The sequence below is a fragment of the Methylobacterium sp. A49B genome (assembly GCF_053346215.1).
Window position 1 is genome coordinate 1 of the sequence record NZ_JBKFBO010000073.1, and the last position, 22,424, is coordinate 22,424.

20 protein-coding genes are annotated in these 22,424 nt (G+C 72.1%); 10 read left to right on the forward strand and 10 right to left on the reverse strand.

Going from position 1 to position 22,424, the window contains the following annotated elements; genetic code table 11:
- Nucleotides 1-885 precede the first annotated feature (885 nt).
- From ACLBX9_RS08835 to metB, 3 genes are all read left to right on the forward strand, one after another.
- Nucleotides 886-2,625: a putative bifunctional diguanylate cyclase/phosphodiesterase gene (locus ACLBX9_RS08835; protein ID WP_447718661.1), complete on the forward strand. Its 1,740-nt coding sequence runs from the start codon at nucleotides 886-888 to the stop codon at nucleotides 2,623-2,625.
- Between the two features lie 29 nt (nucleotides 2,626-2,654).
- Nucleotides 2,655-3,539, forward strand: coding sequence for a BLUF domain-containing protein (locus ACLBX9_RS08840; RefSeq protein WP_447718662.1), 885 nt, complete (start codon nucleotides 2,655-2,657; stop codon nucleotides 3,537-3,539).
- 136 nt (nucleotides 3,540-3,675) lie between these two features.
- Nucleotides 3,676-4,836, forward strand: coding sequence for a cystathionine gamma-synthase (gene metB / locus ACLBX9_RS08845; RefSeq protein ID WP_447718663.1), 1,161 nt, complete (start codon nucleotides 3,676-3,678; stop codon nucleotides 4,834-4,836).
- 9 nt (nucleotides 4,837-4,845) lie between these two features.
- On the opposite strand, the gene ACLBX9_RS08850 is transcribed toward metB, so the two are convergent.
- A complete protein-coding gene (locus ACLBX9_RS08850; RefSeq protein WP_447718664.1) occupies nucleotides 4,846-5,601 on the reverse strand; it encodes a hypothetical protein in 756 nt (251 codons plus the stop codon).
- A 321-nt stretch (nucleotides 5,602-5,922) separates the two neighbouring features.
- Here ACLBX9_RS08850 and ACLBX9_RS08855 point away from each other — a divergent pair, with 321 nt between their 5' ends.
- The 3 genes from ACLBX9_RS08855 to ACLBX9_RS08865 all read left to right on the forward strand — a co-directional run bounded on the left by ACLBX9_RS08855 (nucleotide 5,923) and on the right by ACLBX9_RS08865 (nucleotide 10,120).
- Nucleotides 5,923-6,903: a hydroxyacid dehydrogenase gene (locus tag ACLBX9_RS08855; RefSeq protein WP_447718665.1), complete on the forward strand. Its 981-nt coding sequence runs from the start codon at nucleotides 5,923-5,925 to the stop codon at nucleotides 6,901-6,903.
- A gap of 293 nt (nucleotides 6,904-7,196) precedes the next feature.
- Nucleotides 7,197-9,542, forward strand: a complete 2,346-nt coding sequence (locus ACLBX9_RS08860; protein ID WP_447718666.1) for an Orn/Lys/Arg family decarboxylase — start codon at nucleotides 7,197-7,199, stop codon at nucleotides 9,540-9,542.
- A complete protein-coding gene (locus ACLBX9_RS08865; RefSeq protein WP_447718667.1) occupies nucleotides 9,542-10,120 on the forward strand; it encodes an N-acetyltransferase family protein in 579 nt (192 codons plus the stop codon). The genes ACLBX9_RS08860 and ACLBX9_RS08865 overlap by 1 nt, the downstream gene beginning before the upstream one ends.
- A gap of 255 nt (nucleotides 10,121-10,375) precedes the next feature.
- On the opposite strand, the gene ACLBX9_RS08870 is transcribed toward ACLBX9_RS08865, so the two are convergent.
- Complete coding sequence (locus ACLBX9_RS08870) at nucleotides 10,376-10,996, reverse strand: YceI family protein (protein ID WP_010687543.1); 621 nt, start codon at nucleotides 10,994-10,996, stop codon at nucleotides 10,376-10,378.
- Between the two features lie 103 nt (nucleotides 10,997-11,099).
- Between ACLBX9_RS08870 and ACLBX9_RS08875 the strand changes: the two genes are divergently transcribed.
- On the forward strand, nucleotides 11,100-12,056 hold the full coding sequence (locus ACLBX9_RS08875; RefSeq protein WP_447718668.1) for a LysR substrate-binding domain-containing protein: 957 nt from the start codon (nucleotides 11,100-11,102) through the stop codon (nucleotides 12,054-12,056).
- Nucleotides 12,057-12,230: 174 nt separating this feature from the next.
- Nucleotides 12,231-12,593, forward strand: a complete 363-nt coding sequence (locus tag ACLBX9_RS08880; protein WP_039894961.1) for a hypothetical protein — start codon at nucleotides 12,231-12,233, stop codon at nucleotides 12,591-12,593.
- 20 nt (nucleotides 12,594-12,613) lie between these two features.
- Here the strand turns inward: ACLBX9_RS08880 and ACLBX9_RS08885 are convergent, their stop codons facing one another.
- From ACLBX9_RS08885 to ACLBX9_RS08895, 3 genes are all read right to left on the reverse strand, one after another.
- Nucleotides 12,614-13,063 (reverse strand): hypothetical protein, encoded by a 450-nt coding sequence (locus ACLBX9_RS08885; RefSeq protein WP_447718669.1) that lies wholly within the window; start codon nucleotides 13,061-13,063, stop codon nucleotides 12,614-12,616.
- A 394-nt stretch (nucleotides 13,064-13,457) separates the two neighbouring features.
- The gene (locus ACLBX9_RS08890) at nucleotides 13,458-13,664 is read right to left on the reverse strand and encodes a hypothetical protein (RefSeq protein WP_010687547.1); all 207 of its coding nucleotides are present in this window, start codon (nucleotides 13,662-13,664) and stop codon (nucleotides 13,458-13,460) included.
- Between the two features lie 61 nt (nucleotides 13,665-13,725).
- Nucleotides 13,726-14,454, reverse strand: a complete 729-nt coding sequence (locus tag ACLBX9_RS08895) for a spermidine synthase (RefSeq protein WP_447718670.1) — start codon at nucleotides 14,452-14,454, stop codon at nucleotides 13,726-13,728.
- Nucleotides 14,455-14,604: 150 nt separating this feature from the next.
- Here ACLBX9_RS08895 and ACLBX9_RS08900 point away from each other — a divergent pair, with 150 nt between their 5' ends.
- On the forward strand, nucleotides 14,605-14,856 hold the full coding sequence (locus tag ACLBX9_RS08900) for a hypothetical protein (protein WP_010687549.1): 252 nt from the start codon (nucleotides 14,605-14,607) through the stop codon (nucleotides 14,854-14,856).
- A 60-nt stretch (nucleotides 14,857-14,916) separates the two neighbouring features.
- Here the strand turns inward: ACLBX9_RS08900 and ACLBX9_RS08905 are convergent, their stop codons facing one another.
- From ACLBX9_RS08905 to ACLBX9_RS08915, 3 genes are all read right to left on the reverse strand, one after another.
- On the reverse strand, nucleotides 14,917-15,372 hold the full coding sequence (locus ACLBX9_RS08905) for an SRPBCC family protein (protein ID WP_447718671.1): 456 nt from the start codon (nucleotides 15,370-15,372) through the stop codon (nucleotides 14,917-14,919).
- A gap of 67 nt (nucleotides 15,373-15,439) precedes the next feature.
- Nucleotides 15,440-15,745 carry a hypothetical protein gene (locus tag ACLBX9_RS08910; RefSeq protein ID WP_447718672.1) on the reverse strand — a complete coding sequence of 102 codons (306 nt, stop codon included), beginning with the start codon at nucleotides 15,743-15,745 and terminating at the stop codon, nucleotides 15,440-15,442.
- An 11-nt stretch (nucleotides 15,746-15,756) separates the two neighbouring features.
- Nucleotides 15,757-17,034 carry an allantoate amidohydrolase gene (locus tag ACLBX9_RS08915; protein WP_447718673.1) on the reverse strand — a complete coding sequence of 426 codons (1,278 nt, stop codon included), beginning with the start codon at nucleotides 17,032-17,034 and terminating at the stop codon, nucleotides 15,757-15,759.
- 478 nt (nucleotides 17,035-17,512) lie between these two features.
- Here ACLBX9_RS08915 and ACLBX9_RS08920 point away from each other — a divergent pair, with 478 nt between their 5' ends.
- Nucleotides 17,513-18,064 (forward strand): PAS domain-containing protein, encoded by a 552-nt coding sequence (locus ACLBX9_RS08920; protein WP_447718674.1) that lies wholly within the window; start codon nucleotides 17,513-17,515, stop codon nucleotides 18,062-18,064.
- Between the two features lie 18 nt (nucleotides 18,065-18,082).
- Here the strand turns inward: ACLBX9_RS08920 and ACLBX9_RS08925 are convergent, their stop codons facing one another.
- Both ACLBX9_RS08925 and ACLBX9_RS08930 read right to left on the reverse strand, forming a co-directional pair.
- A complete protein-coding gene (locus ACLBX9_RS08925) occupies nucleotides 18,083-18,517 on the reverse strand; it encodes a GlcG/HbpS family heme-binding protein (protein WP_010687554.1) in 435 nt (144 codons plus the stop codon).
- 277 nt (nucleotides 18,518-18,794) lie between these two features.
- On the reverse strand, nucleotides 18,795-22,115 hold the full coding sequence (locus tag ACLBX9_RS08930; protein ID WP_447718675.1) for a DEAD/DEAH box helicase: 3,321 nt from the start codon (nucleotides 22,113-22,115) through the stop codon (nucleotides 18,795-18,797).
- Between the last annotated feature and the right edge of the window lie 309 nt (nucleotides 22,116-22,424).

Genomic DNA, 22,424 nt, shown 5'->3' on the forward strand with positions numbered 1-22,424 from the left:
GCACAAGTCTACTCACGCCAGGTCCTAAGACCCGGCCGCAAGGACAAACGCCGCCCGCGTCTCCCTTCCTCATTCACAACTTGTCAAAGATCAGTAATCACTTTCGTAATTACCTTTCGAGGAGAAGTCAAGCACCTTGGCTTTCGCCAGATCTACTTTTCTAAACCTCGGTAAGCCCGTCCAACCCGGTCCGTTTTTCTTCCGGACCGCGTCGGGAGGCGCCGTATAGGCCGCCCCGGACTTGCCTGTCAACCGCCTTTTTCCCGGCGAAGGAACCGAACCGGCCGGGCCGGTCTCCGGTGCCTCCGCCGAAACAGCGCCGCGCGAAAGGGCCCGGAAGCCCTTCGGTGCGGCGCTTGACGATGGACGCTCCTGCAGTCGCCGGATCCGGGCCGAGCCTTGGCTCGCACCCGACAGCGTCCCGACCCCGAGGGATCCACGCCGGCCGGTGATGCTGCTGGAAGTTCCGGCGGATGGCGTACCATCGCGACCGGTAAGGCGGATTTAGTGGTGCCGGCCGCGAGACGCAAGAGGCCGCACGCAGGACGGCCAAGCCCGTGGCGCACGCCTCCGGCCTCGCGCGCCGACGAGGCTCCCCGCATGAGGGCAAGGCGATCCGGTGCCGATCTGCGCGGCGCGCGAGGCTGCTGCATCGGCTTCGGCCTTCCGGTCCGGCGCGACGGCGCGGATGATCCGGCACATTCCGGCTCACCATGCGCGGGGACATTCCGGATACTCCGATCAATACCGGAGCTTTAGCTTCCTAACCTAGGTCAACGTCGCGATTTTCCGAAACTAAACCGGAAGTTAGGACATCTCGGCCTAGATCAGCCGGGTTTTCCTGCCGCCGGTTCCCGCGCGGCAGCCCTCGCCGAGGCCCGGTGCATGCGCACAGATCTCCAGCCCGTCCTCGCGGTGAGCCGCGCGGCGACGCGTCCGATCCGGCCGGACCTTGATCCGGCCCCGGAGCCGGCGCGCCGCGACGGTCTCGTCCCCTATCTGGACGCGGTCCGGCAAGGCCTGCTGATGATCGATGGCGCGGGCGCGATGGTCGCGGCCAGCGCCCCGGCGCGTGATCTCCTGGGTCGTCTGAACGTGTCGCTGCCGGCCGACGCGTCGGCGATGCGGCTGCTCGGCGCCCTGCGGGGCGGAGCCGCGCAGGACCGGCGCGCGGCGATGCGCGCCGTCCGCCTCGCGCTCGAACGGCGCCAGCCCACCGTGTTCGAGCTGCGGCGGGCGGATCACACGGTCCAGGCGGAGCTCCACCCCGTCGCGGGCGGCGGCTGGGTCGTGACGCTGGAGGATGTCAGCACCCGCAAGGCCACCGAGGCCCGCGCCGACGAGATGGCGCGCCTCGATCCCCTGACGGGCCTGCCGAACCGCCTGCTCCTGCGCGAGCGTCTCGCCGAGTCCCTGGCGCGGCTGGCCCGCACCGGCGAGGCCTGCGCCCTGCTGCTGATCGATCTCGACCGGTTCAAGCCGGTCAACGACACGCTCGGCCATCCGGTCGGCGACGCCCTGCTGGAGAAGGTCGCCGACCGCCTGCGCTCCACGGTGCGGCCGACCGACACGGTGGCGCGGATCGGCGGGGACGAGTTCGTCATCCTCCAGGCGGGCATCCGCGATGCGGCGGGCACGCAGGCGCTGGCCCGCCGCGTCGTCGACCTGATCGGCCGGACCTACATGGTCGAGGGGCATCTCCTGACGATCGGCGCCAGCGTCGGCGTGGCGCTCGCCCCGGAGGACGGCACCGACGCCGACCGGCTCCTGAAGAACGCCGACCTCGCCCTCTACCGGGCCAAGCTCGACGGGCGTGGCACCTACCGGTTCTTCGAGCCGGAGATGGACGCGCGCATGCAGGCGCGCCGGAAGCTCGAACTCGACATGCGCCAGGCCCTGGCCCGCCGCGAGTTCCAGCTGCACTACCAGCCGCAGCTGCAGCTGGAGAGCGAGCGGCTGATCGGCTGCGAGGCGCTGATCCGCTGGCGGCACCCGGACCGGGGCCTCGTGTCGCCCCTCGACTTCATCCCGCTGGCCGAGGAGATCGGCCTGATCGTCCCGATCGGCGAATGGGTGATCCGGCAGGCCTGCCGCGACGCCATGACCTGGCCGGCCCACATGTCGGTGGCGGTGAACGTCTCGCCCGCGCAGTTCAAGAGCGACCGGCTCGTGGAGACGATCATCTCGGCGCTCGCCACCTCCGGCCTGCCGGCCCGGCGGCTGGAGGTGGAGATCACCGAGGGCGTGCTGCTGCAGGAGAACACTAGGACGCTCCAGACCCTCCACCGGCTGCGGGAGCTCGGCGTCCGCGTCTCCATGGACGATTTCGGCACGGGCTACTCGTCGCTGAGCTACCTGCGCTCGTTCCCCTTCGACAAGATCAAGATCGACCGCTCCTTCGTGAAGGACCTGGCCAGCAAGCCGGACGGCGAGGCGATCATCCGCGCCATCGCGGGCCTGGGGAAGAGCCTTGGCATGACCACGGTCGCCGAGGGCGTCGAGACCGCCGAGCAGATGCAGCGGATCCGCCTGGAGGGCTGCACCGACGTCCAGGGCTACCTCATCAGCAAGCCGCTGCCCACCGAGGACCTCCCCCGCGTCTTCGCCGCCTACCCGCAGGCCTGATCTTCCCCCTCTCACGCGGACGCACAGCCATGAGCGACCTCTACCGCCTCGTCTACGCCAGCAAGAATCTGCTCCAGGGCTCGGAAGCGGAGATGTCGGCGGCCGTCCGGCAGATCCTGGACGCCTCGCAGCGGAACAACCGGGCGGTCGGCGTGACCGGTGCCCTGATGTTCAACACTGGCGCCTTCGCGCAGGTGCTGGAGGGTCCGCGCCGCGGGGTCGAGGCGACCTTCGAGCGGATCCAGCGCGACCTGCGCCACGGCGACGTGACGGTCCTGCAGTGCGGGCCGACTGAGAGCCGCAGCTTCGCGACCTGGTCGATGGCGTTCGTGGGCCAGTCCGCCCGGGGGCAGGCGCGGTTCAGCAGCCTCGCCGCCGAGAGCGGGTTCGACCTCTCGCGCCTCGACGGCGACCAGGTCTTCGCCATGCTGCACGGGCTGGTGATGGAGGAGGAGGGTCTTCCGGCCGCGGAAGCGGCCGCGCCGGCCAAGCCGGCCCGGGACGCGTCCGGCCTCGACGTGGTGCAGGTGCGCGCCGCGATCGCGCAGCTCCGGCCGGAGGCCGCGCCGCCGGCCGTCGCGCCGGCCAAGCCGGTCGCGGGCCGTGAGCCGGCTGCCACCGGCCGGTCTGTGGCACCGCAGGACGCCGCCGAGGCCGCCCTGTGCGTGCTGAAGGCGGCGCTGGCGAGCGAGCGGCAGCGCACCAGCGCGTTGCGCGCGGAGATCGACAACCTGCAGGTGGCCCTGGCGGCGGCGGAGAGCCGGCTCGACGGATTGGCGGCGGAACGCGACCTCTGGGCCGGCCGAGCCCGGCTGCTCGCGGAGGCCATGGTGCGGGAAGCGGAGGCGGTGCGGCCTGCCGGGGCCCGGGAGGACGACCCGTCCGGTGCGGCGGCCGGCATCCTCGCTGCCTGACCGGCACGGGGCCCGTCGTCGTCGCCGCGACCGGCGCTTCCGTTCTCTTGAAAGACTGTTCCGTTCTGCATAAAGAACGCGCCTCGCAACCCGACTCGTCGGGTGGCACGGGACACGGCGCAGGAAGGGACAGCCGATGGCAGAGGGATTCGCGGCCCGCACGATCGCGGCGACCAACGGCGTGGCGCAGGACACCGCCTTCGGCGCCGTGATCGCGCCGATCCACCTGTCGACCACCTTCAAGTTCCCGGCCTTCGAGCAGGCCGGGCCCTACGATTACTCGCGCCTCGGCAATCCGACCCGCGACCAGCTCGCCGACACGATCGCCAAGCTCGAAGGCGGCGCGCGGGCCGTCATGGTCGCCAGCGGCATGGCGGCCCTCGATCTCGCCCTGTCGAGCCTGCGGCCGGGAGACCTGCTGGTCGCCCCGCACGATTGCTACGGCGGCACCCACCGCCTCCTCAGCATGCGCGGCGCCCGGGGCCATTACCGGGTGACCTTCGTCGACCAGACCGACCCCGCAGCGCTGGCGGCGGCCCTGGCCGAGCGGCCCAAGGTCGTGCTCATCGAGACGCCCAGCAACCCGCTGATGCGGGTGGTGGACGTCCGGCGCATCACCGCCGACGCGAAGGCCGTCGGCGCGCGCGCCGTGGTGGACAACACCTTCCTGTCGCCGGCCCTGCAGCAGCCGATCGCCCTGGGGGCCGACCTCGTGGTGCACTCCACCACCAAGTTCCTCAACGGCCATTCCGACGTCATCGGCGGCGTCGTGGTCGCCGCCGACAAGGCGGTCGGTGAGGATCTCGCCGCCTGGGCGAACACGATCGGCGTCACGGGCTCGCCGCTGGACGCGTACCTGACGCTGCGGGGCCTGCGCACCCTGTTCGTGCGCGTGGAGCAGCAGCAACGGAATGCCGGAGCCCTGGCGGCCTTCCTGGACGCGCACCCGGCGGTGAGCCGGGTCCATTATCCGGGCCTGCCGTCGCATCCGGGCCACGCGCTGGCCCGGGCGCAGCAGGCCGGGTTCGGCGCCATGCTGAGCTTCGAGCTGGCGGGTGGGCGCGACGCGGTGCGGCGCTTCGTGGAGGCCCTGCGGGTCTTCACGCTGGCCGAGTCCCTCGGCGGCGTCGAGAGCTTGGTCGCGCACCCGCCGACCATGACGCACGCGGCCATGGATCCGGAGGCGCGCGCCATCGCGGGCATCACCGACGGGCTGCTGCGCCTGTCCGTCGGCCTCGAGGCCGAGGCCGATCTCCTCGCCGATTTGTCCCGGGGCCTGGAGGCTCTGGGCGGTTGAGCCGGCCGCTCACGCCTCCTCGATGACCTCGAACCCGGATTCGTCCTCCACGACGCGGAACCGGGACAGCCGCAGGGTCTGGGACCGCTCGGCCGCCTCGTCCCGGCACTTGTCGACGTGGACGGCGCGGTTGACCACCTGCAGGTTCGGCGCGCCCCAGTAGCCGAGCAGCTCCGGCCACGGCGCGAAGCGGTGCTCCCGCCAGACCCGGTAGAGCGGCAGGGCGTGGTCGACCTCGGCACTGCGCAGCAGCCGCTTGCCGGAGGTGGCACAGCGGTGGTGCTGGCGGCGCTTGAGGATCCGCACCTGCGCGTGCGGGGCGATCCAGAACTTCCAGGCCGTGACGCAGGCGGCATGCCAGCTGGCATTGGCGTTCGGCTGACCGCGCTGCCACAGGTCCCGGTGCCAGCCGAACCGGTAGACCGGCTGGCCGCAGATGCAGCAGGCGCCCCGCCCCCGGGCGAAGGCCGGGTCGCGATAGGGCGCGGGCGGCATCCGGAAGCTCCCGGCCCGGCCCTCGGCGCCGAGCTGCCACGTCCAACCCTCCGGCGTTCCCGAGCGGGCCGCCAGGGCGCGCGCCAGCCGGTCCGCCCGTAGGATGTGGTTGCGCCAGTAGCTCTCGACCGCGAGCCGCGGCGTCGGCGGGATCAGCGGCCGTGCCAGGGCGTGCTGCAGGACCGCCCCCGGGAAGACGGGCGGGCGAGCCCGCTCCAGCCGCGCCCGGGCCAGGTCATTGCGTCGATCGCGCCAAATCGATGTGGTCATGCCGGACCGGTGGTAACCCGCCGGGGATCGCGTCGCGACTGTACCGATGCAACAGCGGCGCGGTCGCGGATCGCGGAAGCGGACGAGCTCGGCGTCGGGCGCGCTGGGTTAACGCAATGTTTCACGGGAAACATTGGGCCTGCACCGCCGCTTCAGCCTGCTGGACCGCCGCAATGCAAGGCCGCGCTGAGGGCCACCGATCGAGCCCGGCCGGACCTCACCCACGCACCGTGCGGTTGCCAGTGCGGCGCGGAGCGCCCAAGAGGGTCGCGGCAAGCGGCTTGCCCCTCGATCCTCCCCCCTGCAGAGGCTTCCCCTCCCGTGATCACCGGTCCGTGCCTCATCGTCCAGCCGATCCACGCGGCGGGTCTCGACCGGCTGCGGGCCGCGGGGCTGGAGCCGCGCCCAGCCAGCGGCACAGACGCCGAGACCCTGGCCCGCGAGGTCGCCGGCTGCGTCGCCGTCATCACCCGCAACACCGGCTTCCCGGCCCGCGCCATCGCGGCGGCCCCCGCCTTGCGGGTGATCGGCGTGCACGGCACCGGCACCGACCACGTGGCCAAGGCGGAGGCCACCGGGGCCGGGATCGTGGTGGTCAACACGCCGGGCGCCAATGCCGTGTCGGTGGCCGAGCAGACGCTCGCGCTGATCTTCGCCCTGGCCAAGGCCCTGCCCGGGGCCGACCGCTCGGTCCGACGCGGCGACGACAGCTTCAAGTTCACCGCCCGCCTCGTCGAGCTCGCCGGGCTGACGCTGGGCCTCGTCGGCTTTGGGGCAATCGGACAGGCCACCGCCCGGCTCGGCGCCGCCCTGGGCCTGCGGGTCCTGGCCTACGGGCCGAGCCGTCCCGATGCCGACTTCGCCAATGCCGGCGCTCTGCGGGCCGCCTCGGTGGACGCCCTCCTGGCCGAGGCCGACATCGTCTCCCTGCACGTGCCGCTGACGCCGGGCACCCGCGGGCTGATCGGCCGGGATCAGCTCGCCCGGATGAAGCGGGAGGCGTTCCTGATCAACACCAGCCGCGGCGGCCTCATCGACGAGGCCGCCCTGATCGAGGCCCTGGAGGCCGGCACGATCGCGGGGGCCGGGCTCGACGTCTTCGCGCAGGAGCCGCTGCCCCCCGAGCATCCCCTCGCCCGCCAGGAGCGCGCGATCCTGACACCCCATGTCGGCGGCTCCACCGAGGCGGCCCTGATCCGCACCGCCGAGACCGCCGCGACCCGCGTGGTCGACGTGCTGGCCGGCCGGCGGCCGGGCGGGCTGGTCAATCCGGATGTCTGGGAGCGGCGGCGCGGGGTGTGACGGGCGCCCTGCGATCGGCTTCCCGACGACCCCCTCATCCTGAGGTGCCCGCGCCAGCGGGCCTCGACGGAAGGCTCCAGGCATCGCAGCACTTTCTGGACCCCTCCTTCCAGGCTTCCGCGTCGCTGCAGCACCTCAGGATGAGGGTGCAGGTGGGCGGGGTGTTCAAGCGTCTTCGACCCCGCGGATCACGCCCTTTCGTCCGCACCCCGGCTGCCCGCCGCGCGCTGTGTCATGCAATCGTCGCAGACGGGCCGGAAAGCGACCCGCTGCGTTCCGGCCAAGAGGACTCCATGGACTTCCACCGTCGCTTCACGGTCCTGATGTGCGCCCCGGCCTTCGATCCGGACGATCTGGAAGGCGCGCGCGTCAACCAGATCGTGGCGGCCGTGGAGCAGCGCGGCTTCGAGGTGGTGCGCGCCCGGCGCGTCGAGGACGCGGCCATCGCGGTTCAGACCGACGCGGCGGTGGGCTGCCTCGTGGTCGACTGGGGCAAGCGCGGCCTCGACGGCAAGGCCGCCGCCCTCATCGACATGATGAGGAAGCGCGGCCTGGAGATGCCGATCGTCATCATGGTCCGCCGCAAGCGGCTGGAGGACATCCCGGTCGAGCTGCTCGACTTCATCGACGGCTACATCTTCCTCGCCGAGGAGACGCCGGAATTCATCGCCCGCGGCCTCGTCAGCCGGGTCACGCAATATGCCGAGACGTTGAAGACCCCGTTCTTCGGCGCGCTGGTCGACTACGCCGAGAAGGGCAACCAGCTCTGGACCTGCCCGGGCCACAACGGCGGCATTTTCTACAACCGGTCCCCGATCGGGCGGATCTTCGTGGAACACCTCGGCGAGGCCATCTTCCGCGACGACCTCGACAACTCGGTCCTCGATCTCGGCGACCTCTTGACCCATGAGGGCCCGGCCCTGAAGGCCCAGAAGGAGGCGGCCCGGATCTTCGGGGCGGAGAAGACCTATTTCGTCCTCAACGGCACCTCGGCCTCCAACAAGATCGTCCTGTCCTCCCTGGTGGCGGAGGACGACCTCGTCCTGTTCGACCGCAACAACCACAAGGCGGCCCATCACGGCGCCCTGTTCCTCGGCGGCGGCATCCCGATTTTTCTGGAAACCGATCGCAACGCCTACGGGCTGATCGGGCCGATCTTCCACGAGGCCCTCGACGAGACCCGGATCCGCGAGAAGATCCGCCGCAACCCGCTCGTGACCGACCCGGAGGCGTGGCGGCGGGAGCGGCCGTTCCGCGTCGCGGTGATCGAGCAATGCACCTACGACGGCACGATCTACGACGCCCAGGAGATCCTGGAGAAGATCGGCCACCTCTGCGACTACATCCTGTTCGACGAGGCCTGGGCGGGCTTCATGAAGTTCCACCCGCTCTACGCCCGCCGCTTCGCCATGGGGCTGACCGGCCTCGACGAGACCTCGCCCGGCATCGTCGCCACGCAATCGACCCACAAGCAGCTCGCGAGCTTCTCCCAGGCCTCGCAGATCCACACCCGGGACGTGCACATCCGTGGCCAGACCCGGCGGGTCGAGCACAAGCGGCTCAACGAGAGCTTTCTGGTCCACGCCTCCACGTCACCCTTCTATCCCCTGTTCGCCTCCCTCGACGTCGGCGCCCAGATGATGAAGGGGCGCTCGGGCATGATCCTGTGGGACGACACGATCCGGCTCGGGATCGAGTGGCGCAAGAAGGTCCGGGCGATCCGGCGGGAATTCGAGGAGAACGAGCGCGACCCCGCCCGGCGCTGGTTCTTCGACCCCTTCGTGCCGGACGTGACCCGGAACGCCGACGGGGCCGAGGTGCCCTGGGAGAGCGTGCCGACCGACGAACTCGCCGCCACGCCCCGCCACTGGGAGTTGAAGCCCGGCGCGCGCTGGCACGGCTTCACCCACGTGGCGCCAGGCTACGCCATCACCGACCCGAACAAGCTCACGGTGCTGACCCCGGGCTTCGACCGGAAGACCGGCGCCTACGCGCAGCACGGCGTGCCGGCGCCGATCGTGGCGCAATACCTGCGTGAGAACCGGATCGTCGCCGAGAAGAACGACCTGAACTCGCTGCTCTTCCTGCTGACCCCGGGAGTCGAATCCTCCAAGGCCGGCACGCTGATCTCGGGCCTCGTCGCCTTCAAGCGGCTCCACGACGACAACGTCCCGCTGGAGGAGGCCATGCCGGAATTCGTCAATCGCCGGCCGAACCGCTACCGCGGCGTGCGCCTGCGCGACCTCTGCGGCGAGTTCCACGCCTTCCACCGGGAGGCCGGCACCTCGGCGCTGCAGCGGCGCCAGTTCGCCCCGGAGCATCTGCCCGAGATGGTGATGCCGCCCAAGAAGGCCGCCCAGATGCTGACCCGCAACAAGGTCGACTACGTGCCGATCGCCGAGGCCGAGGGGCGGATCGCCACCACGCTGATGCTGGTCTATCCCCCGGGCATCGGCACGGTGCTGCCGGGCGAGCGGCTCGACGAGCGGGCCAAGCCCATGCTCGACTATTTCAAGATGTTCGAGGCCTCGGCCAACCTGTTCCCCGGCTTCGAGGCCGAGATCCAGGGCGTCTACCGCGAGGTGGAGCCGGACGGGCGGATCCGCTTCCACACCTACGTGGTGCGCGAGGGGGCCTGATGGGGATCGCGGTCGAGACCCCCGGCCCCGTCGCGGCCCGGCCCTGCCCCGACATCGTCATCCGCGCCTCCTCGGACGCCGACGTCGAGGCGATGGTGGCGATCTACGAGCACCATATCGGCAAGGGCGTGGGCGATGTCGGCGCCTTCGAGGAGGCGCGCCTGCTCCCCGACGACCTGAAGCGGCGGCGCAAGTCGATGCGCAAGAAGCGCCTGCCGCACCTCGTGGCGGACCGCGCCGGGGCGGTGGCGGGCTACGCCTACGCGGTGCCGTTCCGGAAGCGCCCGGCCTATCGCTACACGCTCAAGCACTCGATCTACGTCCATCCCGACCACCTGCATGCCGGGATCGGAAGGCGGCTGCTGCCGGCCCTGATCGAGGCCTGCGCGGCCGGCGGCTACCGGCAGATCATCGGCTACATCGACGCCGAGAACGAGGCCTCGCTGCGCCTCCACGAGGCCTGCGGGTTCGAGCGGGTCGGCTTCCTGAAGGCGGTGGCGTTCAAGTACGGCCACTGGGCGGACAGCGTGATGGTCCAGCGGGCGCTGGGCACCGGATCGGAGGACCGGCCGGGATAGGGTGCGGCGCAGGATGCGCGATCGGGCGGCTCCGACAGGCCGTTCGATCGGGCTTGTCCAACCCGCGACCGCATCCTGAGGTGCTGCGCAGCAGCCTCGAAGGAGGGCTCCCGCCGGCTGCGCGACCTCTGGAGGGCTCCTTCGAGGCCTTCGCTCCGCTCCGGCATTTCAGGATGAGGGAGAGGCTTGGATTCCCGTCGCTTGACGGGCGTGGGATCGAACAGGCTTCGTCCCGTCCGCGATCACGGCCCGCCCTCACTCCTGCTTCTCGAACGCCCCCGCGATGGTGAGGTGCAGCTCGTCGCCGATCAGCGGTACGTAGGTCTTCACGCCGAATTCCGAGCGCTTGAGCGTGCCGGTGGCCTCGAAGCCGACCGTGACCTTCTTGTTGAGCGGATTCACCCCGGCCCCCATCAGGGTGACGTCCAGCGTCACCGGCTTGGTCACGCCGTGGAGCGTCAGGTCGCCGGTCACCTTCGCGCGGTCCTTGCCCTCGGGCGTGATCTTGGTGGACACGAAGGTCATGGCGGGGAACTTGGCGGCGTCGAGCCACTGGTCGCCCTTGAGCTCGTCGGTGAGCTTGGCGCTGGTGGTCGCCACCGAGGCCACCGGGATCCTGACCGACAGCTTGGCGGCCGCCGGGTTCTTCGGCTGCAGCTCCAATGTGCCGGACACGTCCGAGAAGCCGCCCGCGTAGTTCGAGAAGCCCATATGGGAGACCCGCCAGCCGACCTGGGTGTGGTTGGGGTCGACCGCGTAGGTGCCGGCCTGGATCTGCGCCGGGTCGCGGGTCGGGGGGGTCTGGGCGAGGACCGGAGTGACCGCCGGGGTGGCGATCAGCAGGGCCAGAAGGCCGGAGGCGAGAATCGACTTCACGGGTGTCTCCTACACGCGGCCGACGGTCGAGCGCGCTTCGACGCGCCGCGGCAGCCCTCTAGCCCCGTTCACCGCCCCGGTTGAGCCTGTTATCCGGAACCCCATGGTTGCGAGAACGGAAACCTTCCAGGGCGGCCTCGACGACGTGCGGGCCTTCTGCGCGGTGGTCGACCTCGGCACGGTGACGGCCGCCGCCGCCAGCCTGCGGGAGACCAAGGGCAGCGTCAGCCGGCGGATCTCCCGTCTGGAGCGGGCGCTGGGCGCCCGGCTGATGGCGCGGACCTCCCGGGCGGTCTCGCCTACCGCCGAGGGCCTCGCCTTCTACGCCAAGGCCCAGGAAAGCCTGACGCTCCTCGACGAGGCCGCCGAGACCGCCCGCGACGCCCGCACGGTGCCGGCCGGCCACCTGCGGATCACGACGTCCATCGATTTCGGCATCGAGGTGATGCCCGAGATCGTCGCGAGCTTCCGGACGGCCTATCCGCAGATCACCGTGGAGATGCTGAACACCGACGCGCGCCTCGACCTCGCGGCCAACCGAATCGACCTCGCCCTGCGGCTCGGCGGTGCGGAGGAGACCGGCTACCGCGCGATGGTCCTGGCGACCCTGGCGGTGGGCCTCTACGCCGCCCCCGCCTACCTGCTGCGCCGCCCGGCGCCGACGCGCCTCGCGGATCTGGGCGAGCACGACCTGATCCTCGCCCGCGAGCGCTTCGGCGCCGCGCCGCTCGCCCTCACCGACGGCCAGGGCCGCACCGAGAAGCTGGCCCTCAGCCCCGCGATCCGGGTCAGCGACTTCGCCACCGCGCATCGGCTGACCCTGGCGGGCGCCGGGATCGGCCATCTCCCCGGCCTCGTCGCCGCCCGCGCGGTGGCGTCCGGGCAGATCGTGCGCGTGCTCGCCCCCTGGGCGACCCGCGGCGCGCGCCTGCGCGCCGTCACCCTGGCGGGGCGCGAGCTGCCGGCCCGGGTTCACGTCTTCCGGGAGCATGTCCGCGGCGCGCTGGCGACGCGGGACGGCTCGCAAGAGTCCGGCGATTATAGCTACGAATACAGTTAAACTGGCTGTAGACCCGATATTAACTCCGTACAGAGACGCATCCGATAAAATTTTATCGATCGATGTATCGGGGTTTTGAGGGCCGGCCCGCAGGATGTGGTGCAGCGGCGCCCCGGGCCGCCCGGCGGCGGTTCACGGCCCCGGAACGCTTCAGATCTCGCGCGGACGCCCGACATGCCCCCTCGCAGCAGGTGCCTGCACACCCTCTTGGTCGTCGGGACGCTCGCCCTGGCCGGTTCGGGCCTCGTGGCTGAGACGGCCTGGGCGACGCTGTCGAGCGCGGCCCGGATCGTGCTGCAGAAGGGGCGTCACTACATGCCGACCGATCTGTACCTGCGCCGCGGCGACACGATCACGCTGCGCAACGGCGACGAGAGCTTGACGCATCACGCCTTCATCGAGGCGGACCGGTTCACCTTCGATGCCGGGGACCAGGAACCCGGCACCGAGACGCGCCTGACGCTGGCCGAGCCGGGGGATTTCACGATCCAGTGCGGCATCCACCCGAAGATGAAGCTGACCATCCACGTCCAGTAGGCCCGGCGCCGGGCCCGGACTCAGCTGTCACGGCCGAGGCCGAGGCCGCGGAGGATGTCGCCGATCGGGTCGATCCGCGAGGCGGCGGCGGGGGCGGCCTGCACGGCTTGGGGAGCCGCGGGGGCGGCGGTCCGGTCGACGGCCGCCGTGCGGGCGAGCGCGGCGTGGCGGAGGCGGGCGCTCCGGTGCGCGGCGCGCTCGTTGCCCTTGGGCCGGCGCGCCGCCACGGCCTTGCGGAGCGGCTCGGACGAACCCGCCATCTCGGCCGGGAGCGGTGACGCGAGCGGCGGCATCACGGCCGCCTGCTGCGGGGCGGGGACCGCGGACGGGAGCGGGTTTGCCGGGACGACGCTGCGCAGATCCGTCCGGATCGCGCCCGTGGTCTCGGGAGCGGCCAGCCGGGCCGGCGGGTCCGTCCACGCGGCCGGCTGCACCACCGCCGCGACCGGACGAAGCGGAGTCGTCTGCACGTCGCGATTGGACGGATGCAGACTATGCGCGGCCACGGCCAGGCCGAATACGGCAATGGCGGTGGTTGCGAGTGTGGACCGGAAGTGTTCCATGACGAAAGAACGAACGGCCAAGCTCCCGGTTCCGCTTGACTGGTCGCTCGTCAGCTCTTCGCACACGCAACAGCCTGAGGCCGAGCGGCGGGAAAGAAAAAAGGCCACTCCCGAAGGAGCGGCCCGAAGTCTAGGGAGGAAACGCCCAAGAAGGGCAGCGAGACCGCGACGCCATCGCGATCTCGCACTGCACAGATAGGATACTGCACTGCGGCATGCAACGGCCCGCAGGGCCTGAAGGTATGCATATGCGCGGTGGGCTGACCGTTAGGGCATTCACAGAGGTCATGGCCGAGCCTGCCTAGGGAGAACCCGCCGTTCCGTCATGCCCGATCAGCCGCTCGACCTCGGCGAGGGCGACGGCGCGCGCGGCCCGCTCCGAGGCGTGCGGACGGTACGATCCCCGGACCAGCTTGCCGCGGTCGCGGATCGCCCAGGTGAATCGACCGGGATCGTGCCGGCTCGGCCTGACCTCGACCGTGTAGAGATGCCCGCCATTCGCACCCATGAGTAGAATGTGCGGGACATCGCGGTGTCGGGATAGGGGGTGCGACCGTGAGCGGCAGACGTTACCGGGCCGGCCGTAGCCGGCCGGTGTCGGTCCGGAGCCCCTCATCCGGGGCCGCGCTCCGGGTCGCGAGCCAGACCACGTGCTTGGGACCGCTGCCCCGGCCGCTCGCGTGGACGCGCCGCTCGTCCACCGCGAAGCCGGAGCGTTGCAGGCGGCCCTTGAACTTGCGGTCGGGCGCACCCGACCAGACGCCGAGGATTCCCCCCGGCCGCAGCGCCCAGCGGGCCCGCTTGAGGCCCCAGTTGTCGTAGAGCCGATCGTTCGCCCGGCGCATCAGGCCCTCCGGGCCGTTGTCGACGTCGAGCAGGATCGCGTCGTAGCGCTCGGGGCCGGCCTGGATCAGGCGGTTCACGTCGGCCTCCTGCAGGTCGACGCGCGGATCGTCGAGGCAGCCGGCGAAGACGTGGGCCAGGGGCCCCCGCGCCCAGGCGATCACGGACGGGACCAGCTCGGCCACCACCACTTGCGCCTCCGGCCCGAGGCCCGCGAGGGCGGCCCGCAGGGTGAAGCCCATGCCGAGCCCGCCGATCAGGATCCGCGGCCGGGACCGGTCCCTCAGGCGGTCGCAGGTCAGCGCCGCGAGCGCCACCTCGGAGCCGCTGCGGCGGTTGTTCATCAGCTCGATCGTGTCGGCCAGGATCGCGAACTCGTCGCCCCGCCGCATCAGGCGCAGGTCGGTGCCGCCACCGGGAACGGTGCCGGTGTCGAGATGAACCCAGGGTATCACGGACGGCGTCCTCACGTGTGAGCGAAACTTGGCGGCGCAGCAGATCGCGGCGGGAGCGTGGCGGCTCCGGGTGCGGCTTGTGCGCGCCGCGCAACCCTCCGCCCGGTGCCGCACCTTGCCGCGATCGATTCCGGCGGCGTATCAGCACCTATGGCCAAGCGCATCAAGTCGAGACCGCAGGAGCGGGGCTTTGTTCTGTTCGATATCGTCTACACGGACGGTTCCCGAGCCTCGAACCGGCGTGTGCCGGTGGAGCTCCTCGGCGGCCTGGACGGCGACGAGCCGGCCCGGCAGCTCATCGCCGAGCAGGAGGAGGAGATCGCCCTCAAGGCCGGACGGCCGGGCCGCGAGATCCAGAGCCTGACGCGCTCGCCGATCGTCAAGCCGAAGCCGGTGGACTGACGCCGTCCCGGGCGCCCGGCGGCCTCGCCCTCTCCGGGAGCGCGACCCGGGTCGGCCGGGTCACGTCGCCTCGGCGATGCGGCGGGCGACCTCGTCCCGCAGCGCCTCGTTCATCGCGGCGCACCTCCCCTGCACGCGGTTCCGCAGCCACGGGAACAGAGCCGGCGCGAGCAGGCCCGCGAAGGTCCCCGCCTGGACCACGCTGACGCCCTGCCGGGTCTCGATGATCCGGATGTCGTGACAGCCCGTGAGCAGGTGCGGCCGCGCGAAGCCGACGCGCCAGGTCAGCCGCCGGCCGGGCTCCCAGCAGATCACCTGCGCCCGCAGAGTCAGGGCGGCGCGCCCGTTCAAGGTCAGCTCCAGGCGCCAGCGCGCGCCCCGACGCCGGGGCCCCTCCGCCTTGCGGATGACCGGGTTCCACGCCGGATAGGCGTCCAGGTCCGTCAGGACGGACCAGACCGTCCCGGCCCGCGCCGGAATCGCGATCTCGGCGCTGCTGACCCGGCCGACCGTCATGTCTCCCTCCCGGACAAGTGCCCCCGTCGCGCGGCGCGCGGCTGATGCGTGCCGCCGGAGCGTGCCGTCAGAGCCCGCCCTCGACCACCTCCAGGGCCCGGAGGATCGCGAATCCGATCCGCTCGGCCTCGGCCTCCGCCCCGTCGGAGGCCGGCAGCAGCGCCACGGTCTCGACCACCGGATCCGCCTCAGGCCCCACCACCACCCGGACGACGTCGCCCTCCTCGGCGGCCGGGTCGCGGATCAGCCCGACCCGATGGCCGGCCCCGGTGCCGAGGACCCGCAGGGGCGCCTGCGCGGGCTCCGGCCCCGGGGCCGGCGCGCCCGGCCGGCGGGCGCCGAAGGCCGGGCGGATGACGTTGTCGTCGGGCATGGCGATCCCCTTCAGGCCCGCGCGGTGGCCAAGCCGGCCGTCGCGAGAACCGCGTCGGCCAGGACCTGCATCCCGGCGCCGGCCCAGTCCGGCGTGATGCTCTCGGCCTCGTTGTGGCTGATCCCGCCGTGGCAGGGGCAGAACACCAGGGCCGCCGGGACCGTGCGGGCGCAGTAGACGGCATCGTGGTAGATCGCCGTCGGCATCCGGGTCCAGGCGTGGCCCCGCGCCTCCGCGGCCGCCTGGACGCGGTCCACCAGCACCGGGTCGAACGCGGTGGGCGGCGCCCGCCAGAACTCGTCGACGCGGATCGTGACGCCGCGCTCCGCCGCTAGGCCGTCGGCCCGCGCCAGGATCCGTGCCCGCATCGCCTCGAGCTGCTCCGTGTCGCCGTGGCGGGTGTCGAGGCTGAACCAGACGCGGCCGGGCGTGATGTTGCGGCTCGCCGGCTCGGCTTTCAGCACGCCCACGGTGGCCCGGCCGCGCTCGTCGCCGGCGCCGACCGCCGCCAAGGCGATGTCCTCCAGCGACGCGATCAGCGCCGCCGCGGCCATCATGGCGTCGCGCCGGCCGACCATGGGGCTGCCCGCATGGGCCTCCTCGCCCAGCACGGTGATCTCGTACCAGATCTGGGCGAGCGCCCGATCGACCACCCCGATGGTCAGACCGGCTTCCTCCAGGCGCTTGCCCTGCTCGATATGCAGCTCGAAATAGGCGCCGATCCCCCGCAGGCCGGCCGGGTCCGCCGCGCCCTGCCAGCCGATGCGCCGCAGCTCGTCCCCGAAGACGTGGCCGGCGAGGTCCCGGGTGGCCATCACGTCGGCCTCCGGAACGATGCCCATGGCGACGCCGCTGCCGCTCATCGGCGGCGCGAAGCGCGCGCCCTCCTCGTTGCACCAGTTGATCAGCAGGAGCGGCGCCTCGGTCTCGATCCCGGCTTCCTGCAGGGCGCGCATGATCTCGAGCCCGGCGAGCACGCCGAGGGGGCCGTCGAACTTGCTCCCGGTGGGCTGGGTGTCGAGGTGGCTGCCGATGGCGACGGGCTTCCGGGCCGGGTCCCGGCCCGGGCGGTGGAAGATCATGTTGCCGATCCGGTCGACGGCGAGGGTGAGCCCCGCGGCCTCGCCCCAGCGCTGGAAGAGGGCGCGCCCCTCGGCGTCGCGGTCGGTCAGGGTCTGGCGGTCGTTGCCGCCGTTGGGCAGCGCGCCGATCCGGGCAAGATCCATCAGGCTGGCCCAGAGCCGATCCTGCGACAGTGGGAGGTTGGTGCGGTCCGGATTGCGAACCATGGCGCCTCTGCGGGGTGCGTGCGGGGTGCGGCGAGGTTAGGCCGTGTCGCGGATGCGCACCAGGGACGGCGCTTCCCGACGGACGAGGTCGGTCATCGCGGCCGGACGTCGAGGCTGTCGCCACGCCGACCCGCCGGTCCCGAACCGACGGATCGTGGCGCAGGACGATCCGCGAGAGATGAAGTCCCGCGGCCTCGCAGAGCGTCGCCGACGGAGGCGCGCGAAGTATCCGCAAGCCGCGATTCTACCTACGGACGCCCGCCCGCCGACAGGACTGGCGAGTCTGATACAATTCCCTCGCGCATGACAGATTAACCCCGAGGGTAGTCATATTTGATCACCGCGACAACATGTCAGATGCTGATAAATACCCAAAGCCCTCGACACCTCTGGACAGGGCAGCCACGGGCTGCCTGTGTCTTGATTGTTAGGTCCATCACCGTACAAGCACAGGTTGGAACAATTCGAAGGGGGCCCGATGCAGCTAGCGTCCGAGGCAGTCGCTGCCCTGCAGGCCGCGGGGTTCGTCGGGATCTGGGATACCGATGTCTCCGCCGGCCGGTCGGTGCTGGACGCGGGCGCCGCCGCCATGCTGGCCGGTAACCCGGGCCTCGCCGGTCAGCCCCTCGCCCTCGAGACCGCGCTGGGACGCATCCATCCGGAGGACCGCGACTGGGTCTTCGGGAAGATCCGGCGCGTCCGGCAGACCGGCGGGCCGGTCTCCCTCGAATTCCGGGTCCTGTCGGGCCGGGGCGACGTCCGCTGGATCCTCAACCGGGGCTTCCTGGGCCCGGACGGCTCGGGCACGCTGCACGGGCGTGGTGCCTATCTCGACGTCACGGATCTCTACGCCCGGCCGGCACGCACCCCGGACGGCGCCCCGCTGCAGGCCGGCGACCTTGAGGCCGCCGCCGATCACTGCATCGACGCCCATGCGGCCCTCGACCGCTACGGGGACCCGTACCTGCAGACGGTCTCCGGCATGCTGCTGCTCGGGATCGGCCGGACGCTGGCGCAGCGTCAGGCCTGATCGGCGGCGGCGCCGGATTCAGGTCCGCCAGGGATGGGCCGGCAGCTCCGTGCGGCCGATGGCCTTGGCGCCGGCCTCCGCGACGGTGTGGTCGTTTTCCACGGTCGAGCCGCTGACCCCGATGGCGCCCGACATCACGCCGTCCGCGTCGACGATCGGGATCCCGCCCGGGAAGGTGATCAGGCCGTCATTCGAGTGCTCGATCCCGTAGAGCGGGCCGCCCGGCTGGGAAAGCTGGCCGATCTGGCCGGTCATCATGCCGAAGAACACCGAAGTCTTGGCCTTCTTGTGGGCGATGTCGATGGAACCGACCCACGCATCGTCCATGCGATGGAACGCCTTCAGGTTGCCGCCGGAATCCACCACGGCGATGCACATCTGGGTGCCGAGTTCCGTCGCCTTCGCCCGCGCGGCGGCGATGGCCTTCTCGGCCTGCTCAATCGTGACGTGCATGGGACACTCCCGTTCGCGGTTTCTACGCGACAGGCTGTGACCCTTTGAAGCGTCCGGCGCAAGCAGGCCCGGTCGCAACGCGTTCAACGGCACACGGCAGAGCGCCCTCTTGGACGTTCACACATCTCTGTCCGGAGCTCTCTCTTCTCCTCCCTGTGGGGCGGGAGACGCGCAACCCCCTCGCTTCCCTCCCGCCGAGAAAGACGTGTGACCATCCTAGCCCACCCAGTCGGTGCGGCACGGTCGAGGCCCCTGTTCTTCGGGCGGACGCACGAACTCAGCCGGCGCGCTCCCGGGCAGCGCGCACGCGCTCCAGCAGCGCATCGGCCAGGGCAGCGCAATCCGCGGGGCCGGGACAGGGGCGCTTCCACACGACCCGCCCCTCGCGCAGGATGATCTCCTTCGCCGCCGCCATCGCGGGCAGCGGCCGGTCGGGCCTCAGATCGGCCGCCACGCCCTGCGGACCGCCCCGGAGCCGGGCCACGCCCAATTCGCAGCAGGCGGCGCGCAGCCGGGCGAGGTCGAACAGGGCGAGCACCGGCGCGGGCGCCGCGCCGAACCGGTCCTCCACTTCCCCGGCGAGCGCCTCGATCGCCTCGGCGTCGCGCAGGCGCAGGAGTCGCGTGTAGAGGCTCAGGCGGATCTCGGGCTCGGGCACGTAATCCGCGGGGATCCGGCTCGGCAGGCCGAGCTCGATCTCGGGGCTCCAATCCTCGGCCCGGCCGCCCTTGGCGGCGGTGAGCGCCAATTGCAGCAGGTGCTGGTAGAGGCCGAGTCCGACCAGCTTGGCGTGGCCGGCCTGATCCTCGCCGACGAGGTCGCCCGCGCCGCGCAGGTCGAGGTCGCGGGCGCTCACCGCGAAGCCGGCGCCGAGGCGGTCGAGGGCTTCCAGGGCGCGCAGGCGCTGAAGGGCCGCCGCGGGCGGGGGCGCGGCCGGGTCGCTGAGCAGGTGGACGGTGCCGCGCCGCTGGCCGCGGCCGACGCGCCCGCGCAGCTGATGGAGCTGCGCCAGCCCGAACCGGGCGGCGTCCCAGACCAGCATGGTGTTGGCCCGGGGCACGTCGAGCCCGCTCTCCACGATGGCGGTGGCGAGCAGCACGTCGCCGTCGCCCTCCGCGAAGCGGACCATGACCTCGTCCATGGCCGACGGCTTCAGGTCCCCGTGCGCCACGAGGATGTCCAGTCCCGGCACCAGGGCGCGCAGGCGCTCGGCCATGGGACCGATATCCTCGATCCGCGGGCAGACCACGAAGCTCTGGCCGCTCCGGCGGTGCTCGCGGATGAGCGCCTCGCGGACCGCGTCCGCGTCGAAGGGCGCCACCACGGTGCGGACCGGCTGGCGCAGGGCCGGGGGCGTGGCGAGCACGCTCAGGCTCTGGAGGCCGACGAGGGCCGCCTGGAGGGTGCGGGGGATGGGGGTCGCGGTCAGCGTCAGCACGTGACCGCCCCCCCGGGGGCTCTCGGCCAAGCGACGCAGATCCGCCTTCAGCTTGGCGCCGAAGCGCTGCTCCTCGTCGATCACCGTCAGGCCGAGATCCGCAAAGGCGGCGCCGGCCAGCGCGTGGGTGCCGACCACGAGCCGGATCGTGCCGTCGGCGAGTCCCGCCTTGACGCGCTTGGCCTCGGCGGGCGCCACGAGGCGCGACAGCTGCGCGACCTCGATGCCGAAGCGTCCGAAGCGGCGACGCAGAATCTCGGTGTGCTGGCGCGCCAGCACGGTGGTGGGGGCGATCAGCGCCGCCTGCTTGCCGGAGAAGATCGCCGCCGCCAGCGCCCGGAGCGCCACCTCGGTCTTGCCGAAGCCGACATCGCCGCAGACCAGCCGGTCCATGGGCCGGCCGGAGGCGAGATCGGCCATCAGCGCGTCGAAAGCCGCTGCCTGATCGGGGGTCGGCGCGAATCCGAAGCCGGCCGCGAAGCGCTCCATGTCGCGGGCCGGCGGCGCCAGGACCGGGGCCTCGGTCTCCCGGCGGGCGCGGGCCGCTTCCAGCATCAGGCGGGCGGTGCGCGCCATGGTAGCCTCGGCCTCCAGGCGGCGCCGAGGCCAGGTGCCACCGTCGAGCTTGTCGAGGGTGACGGCATCGGGCTCCGGCCCGTAGCGCCAGATCCGGTCGGCCTGGGTCACCGGCACCATCAGGATCGCGTCGCCGGCGAAGCGCAGGCGCAGGGCCTCGGAGGCCTCCGGGCCCTCGCCGCCCTCGCCGCCCCGCGCGGCGACCGGCTCCAGCCCCTCGAACACGCACAGGCCGTGATCGCGGTCCACGGCCACGTCGCCGGGGCGCAGGTCGACCTCGCCCATCGGCAGGATCGCCCGGGCGCCCCCCGCCACCGCGGCCTCCGGCCCGAACAGGTCGGCGGCCGCGATCACGGTGGCGCCCTGCTCGGGCACCCGGAACCCGGCCGCCAGCGGCGCCTCCAGGGCGAGGACGTCGCCCGGGGCCGCCTCGGCGACGTCGGCCCAGGCGTCGATCAGGCGGATCGGGCGCTCGGCGATCTTGCCGGCTTGGCGCACGAGGCGCCGGAGCGGCCGGACCGTGCCGGCGAGCACCACGATGTCGCCGGCCTTCAGCCGGTCGCGCATGACCTTCGCGAACGCCGTCCCAGGCCGGCGCTCCCGGGCGAAGGCCGGCATGGCGCGGGGCGCCCCGGCCGCCTCGGTGGCGGTGATGCGCGCGTGCGCCGCCACGATGTCGCGCCACGCGTCGCGCGCCAGGTAGAGTCCCGCACCGGCCAGGCCGCGCCCGTCGCGGGCCTTCAGCCGCCCGCGCGCCTCGTCCATCTGCTCGTAGAAGGCGTCGATTCGCGCCTGCGTGCCGTCCTCGACCACGAGGCGCGCCTCCTCGGGCACGTAGTCCAAGAGGGTGACGAGGTGGGGATAGTAGCGGTCGAGGCGGTGCTCCTGGCCCGTGAACGGCTCGAAGCTCTGGCCGGAGCCCGGCTCCAGGATGATCTCGGTCGCCGGATCGATCACCAGTTCCATCGCGTCCGCCACCGAGCGCTGCGAGACCGGATCGTAGGAGCGGATCGCGGTCACGCGGCCGTCCGCATGCTCGATCCGGCAGGGCCGCGGCGCGGCGGCGGGAAAGACCTCCACGGTGCGGCCGCGGACGGCGATCTCGCCGGGCTCGTCGACCCGCTCGTCGAGGATGTAGCCGAGGCGCTTGAGGTCCGTCGTCGCGGCGGCGACGTCGAGGGTGTCGCCGACCCGCAGGGTCACGCGGGCCGTGGCCCAGGTCTCCGGCGGCGGCACGCGCTGGACGAGCGCCGGGGCGGTCGTCAGCACGAAGTCCGGCAGGGCGTCCGTGTCGGTCAGCCACCGCATCACCGCGGCCCGGGCGCCCATCGTGGCCCGCGACGGCGAGGCGTGGTCGAAGGGCAGGCAGTCCCATTCGGGATAGACCGCGACCTGCGCGTCGGGATCGAGCGCCCGGAGGGTCGCGGCGAGGTCCTCCAGGCGGCGCGCGTCCCGGGCGACGTGCACGACCGGCCCGGGTCCCGCGGCGAAGGCCAGCAGCGCCACCGCCAGGGCCCCGGTGGGCATCAGCGGCGCGTCCTCGAGTCCCTGCTGCGCGCCCGCCTTCGTCCTGCGCTTGGCCATGCCTGATCCGAACCTGTCCCCTTCGAGCCGGCAACGCCGCATCCGCCGCCGAGGCTCCCGTCCGCGGCGATCGGATCCACAGGCGCGGCCTGACCACCGACGGGCCGTCTGCGCGCGTGGCCCCGGGAACACGAGAACGTGAGCGCGCGGGCGCCGCCGCCCGGGGCCGTCGTCGCGCCGGACGGTGGACGCACGGATGTACAATTTGAAATTGTGGATACTGGTATCCGGGCACGTATCCGGGCTCGCTACCCGATCCGATGCAGCAACCGAAAAGAGGCCGCCGCGGCGGGATCCGATGGGGCGCTT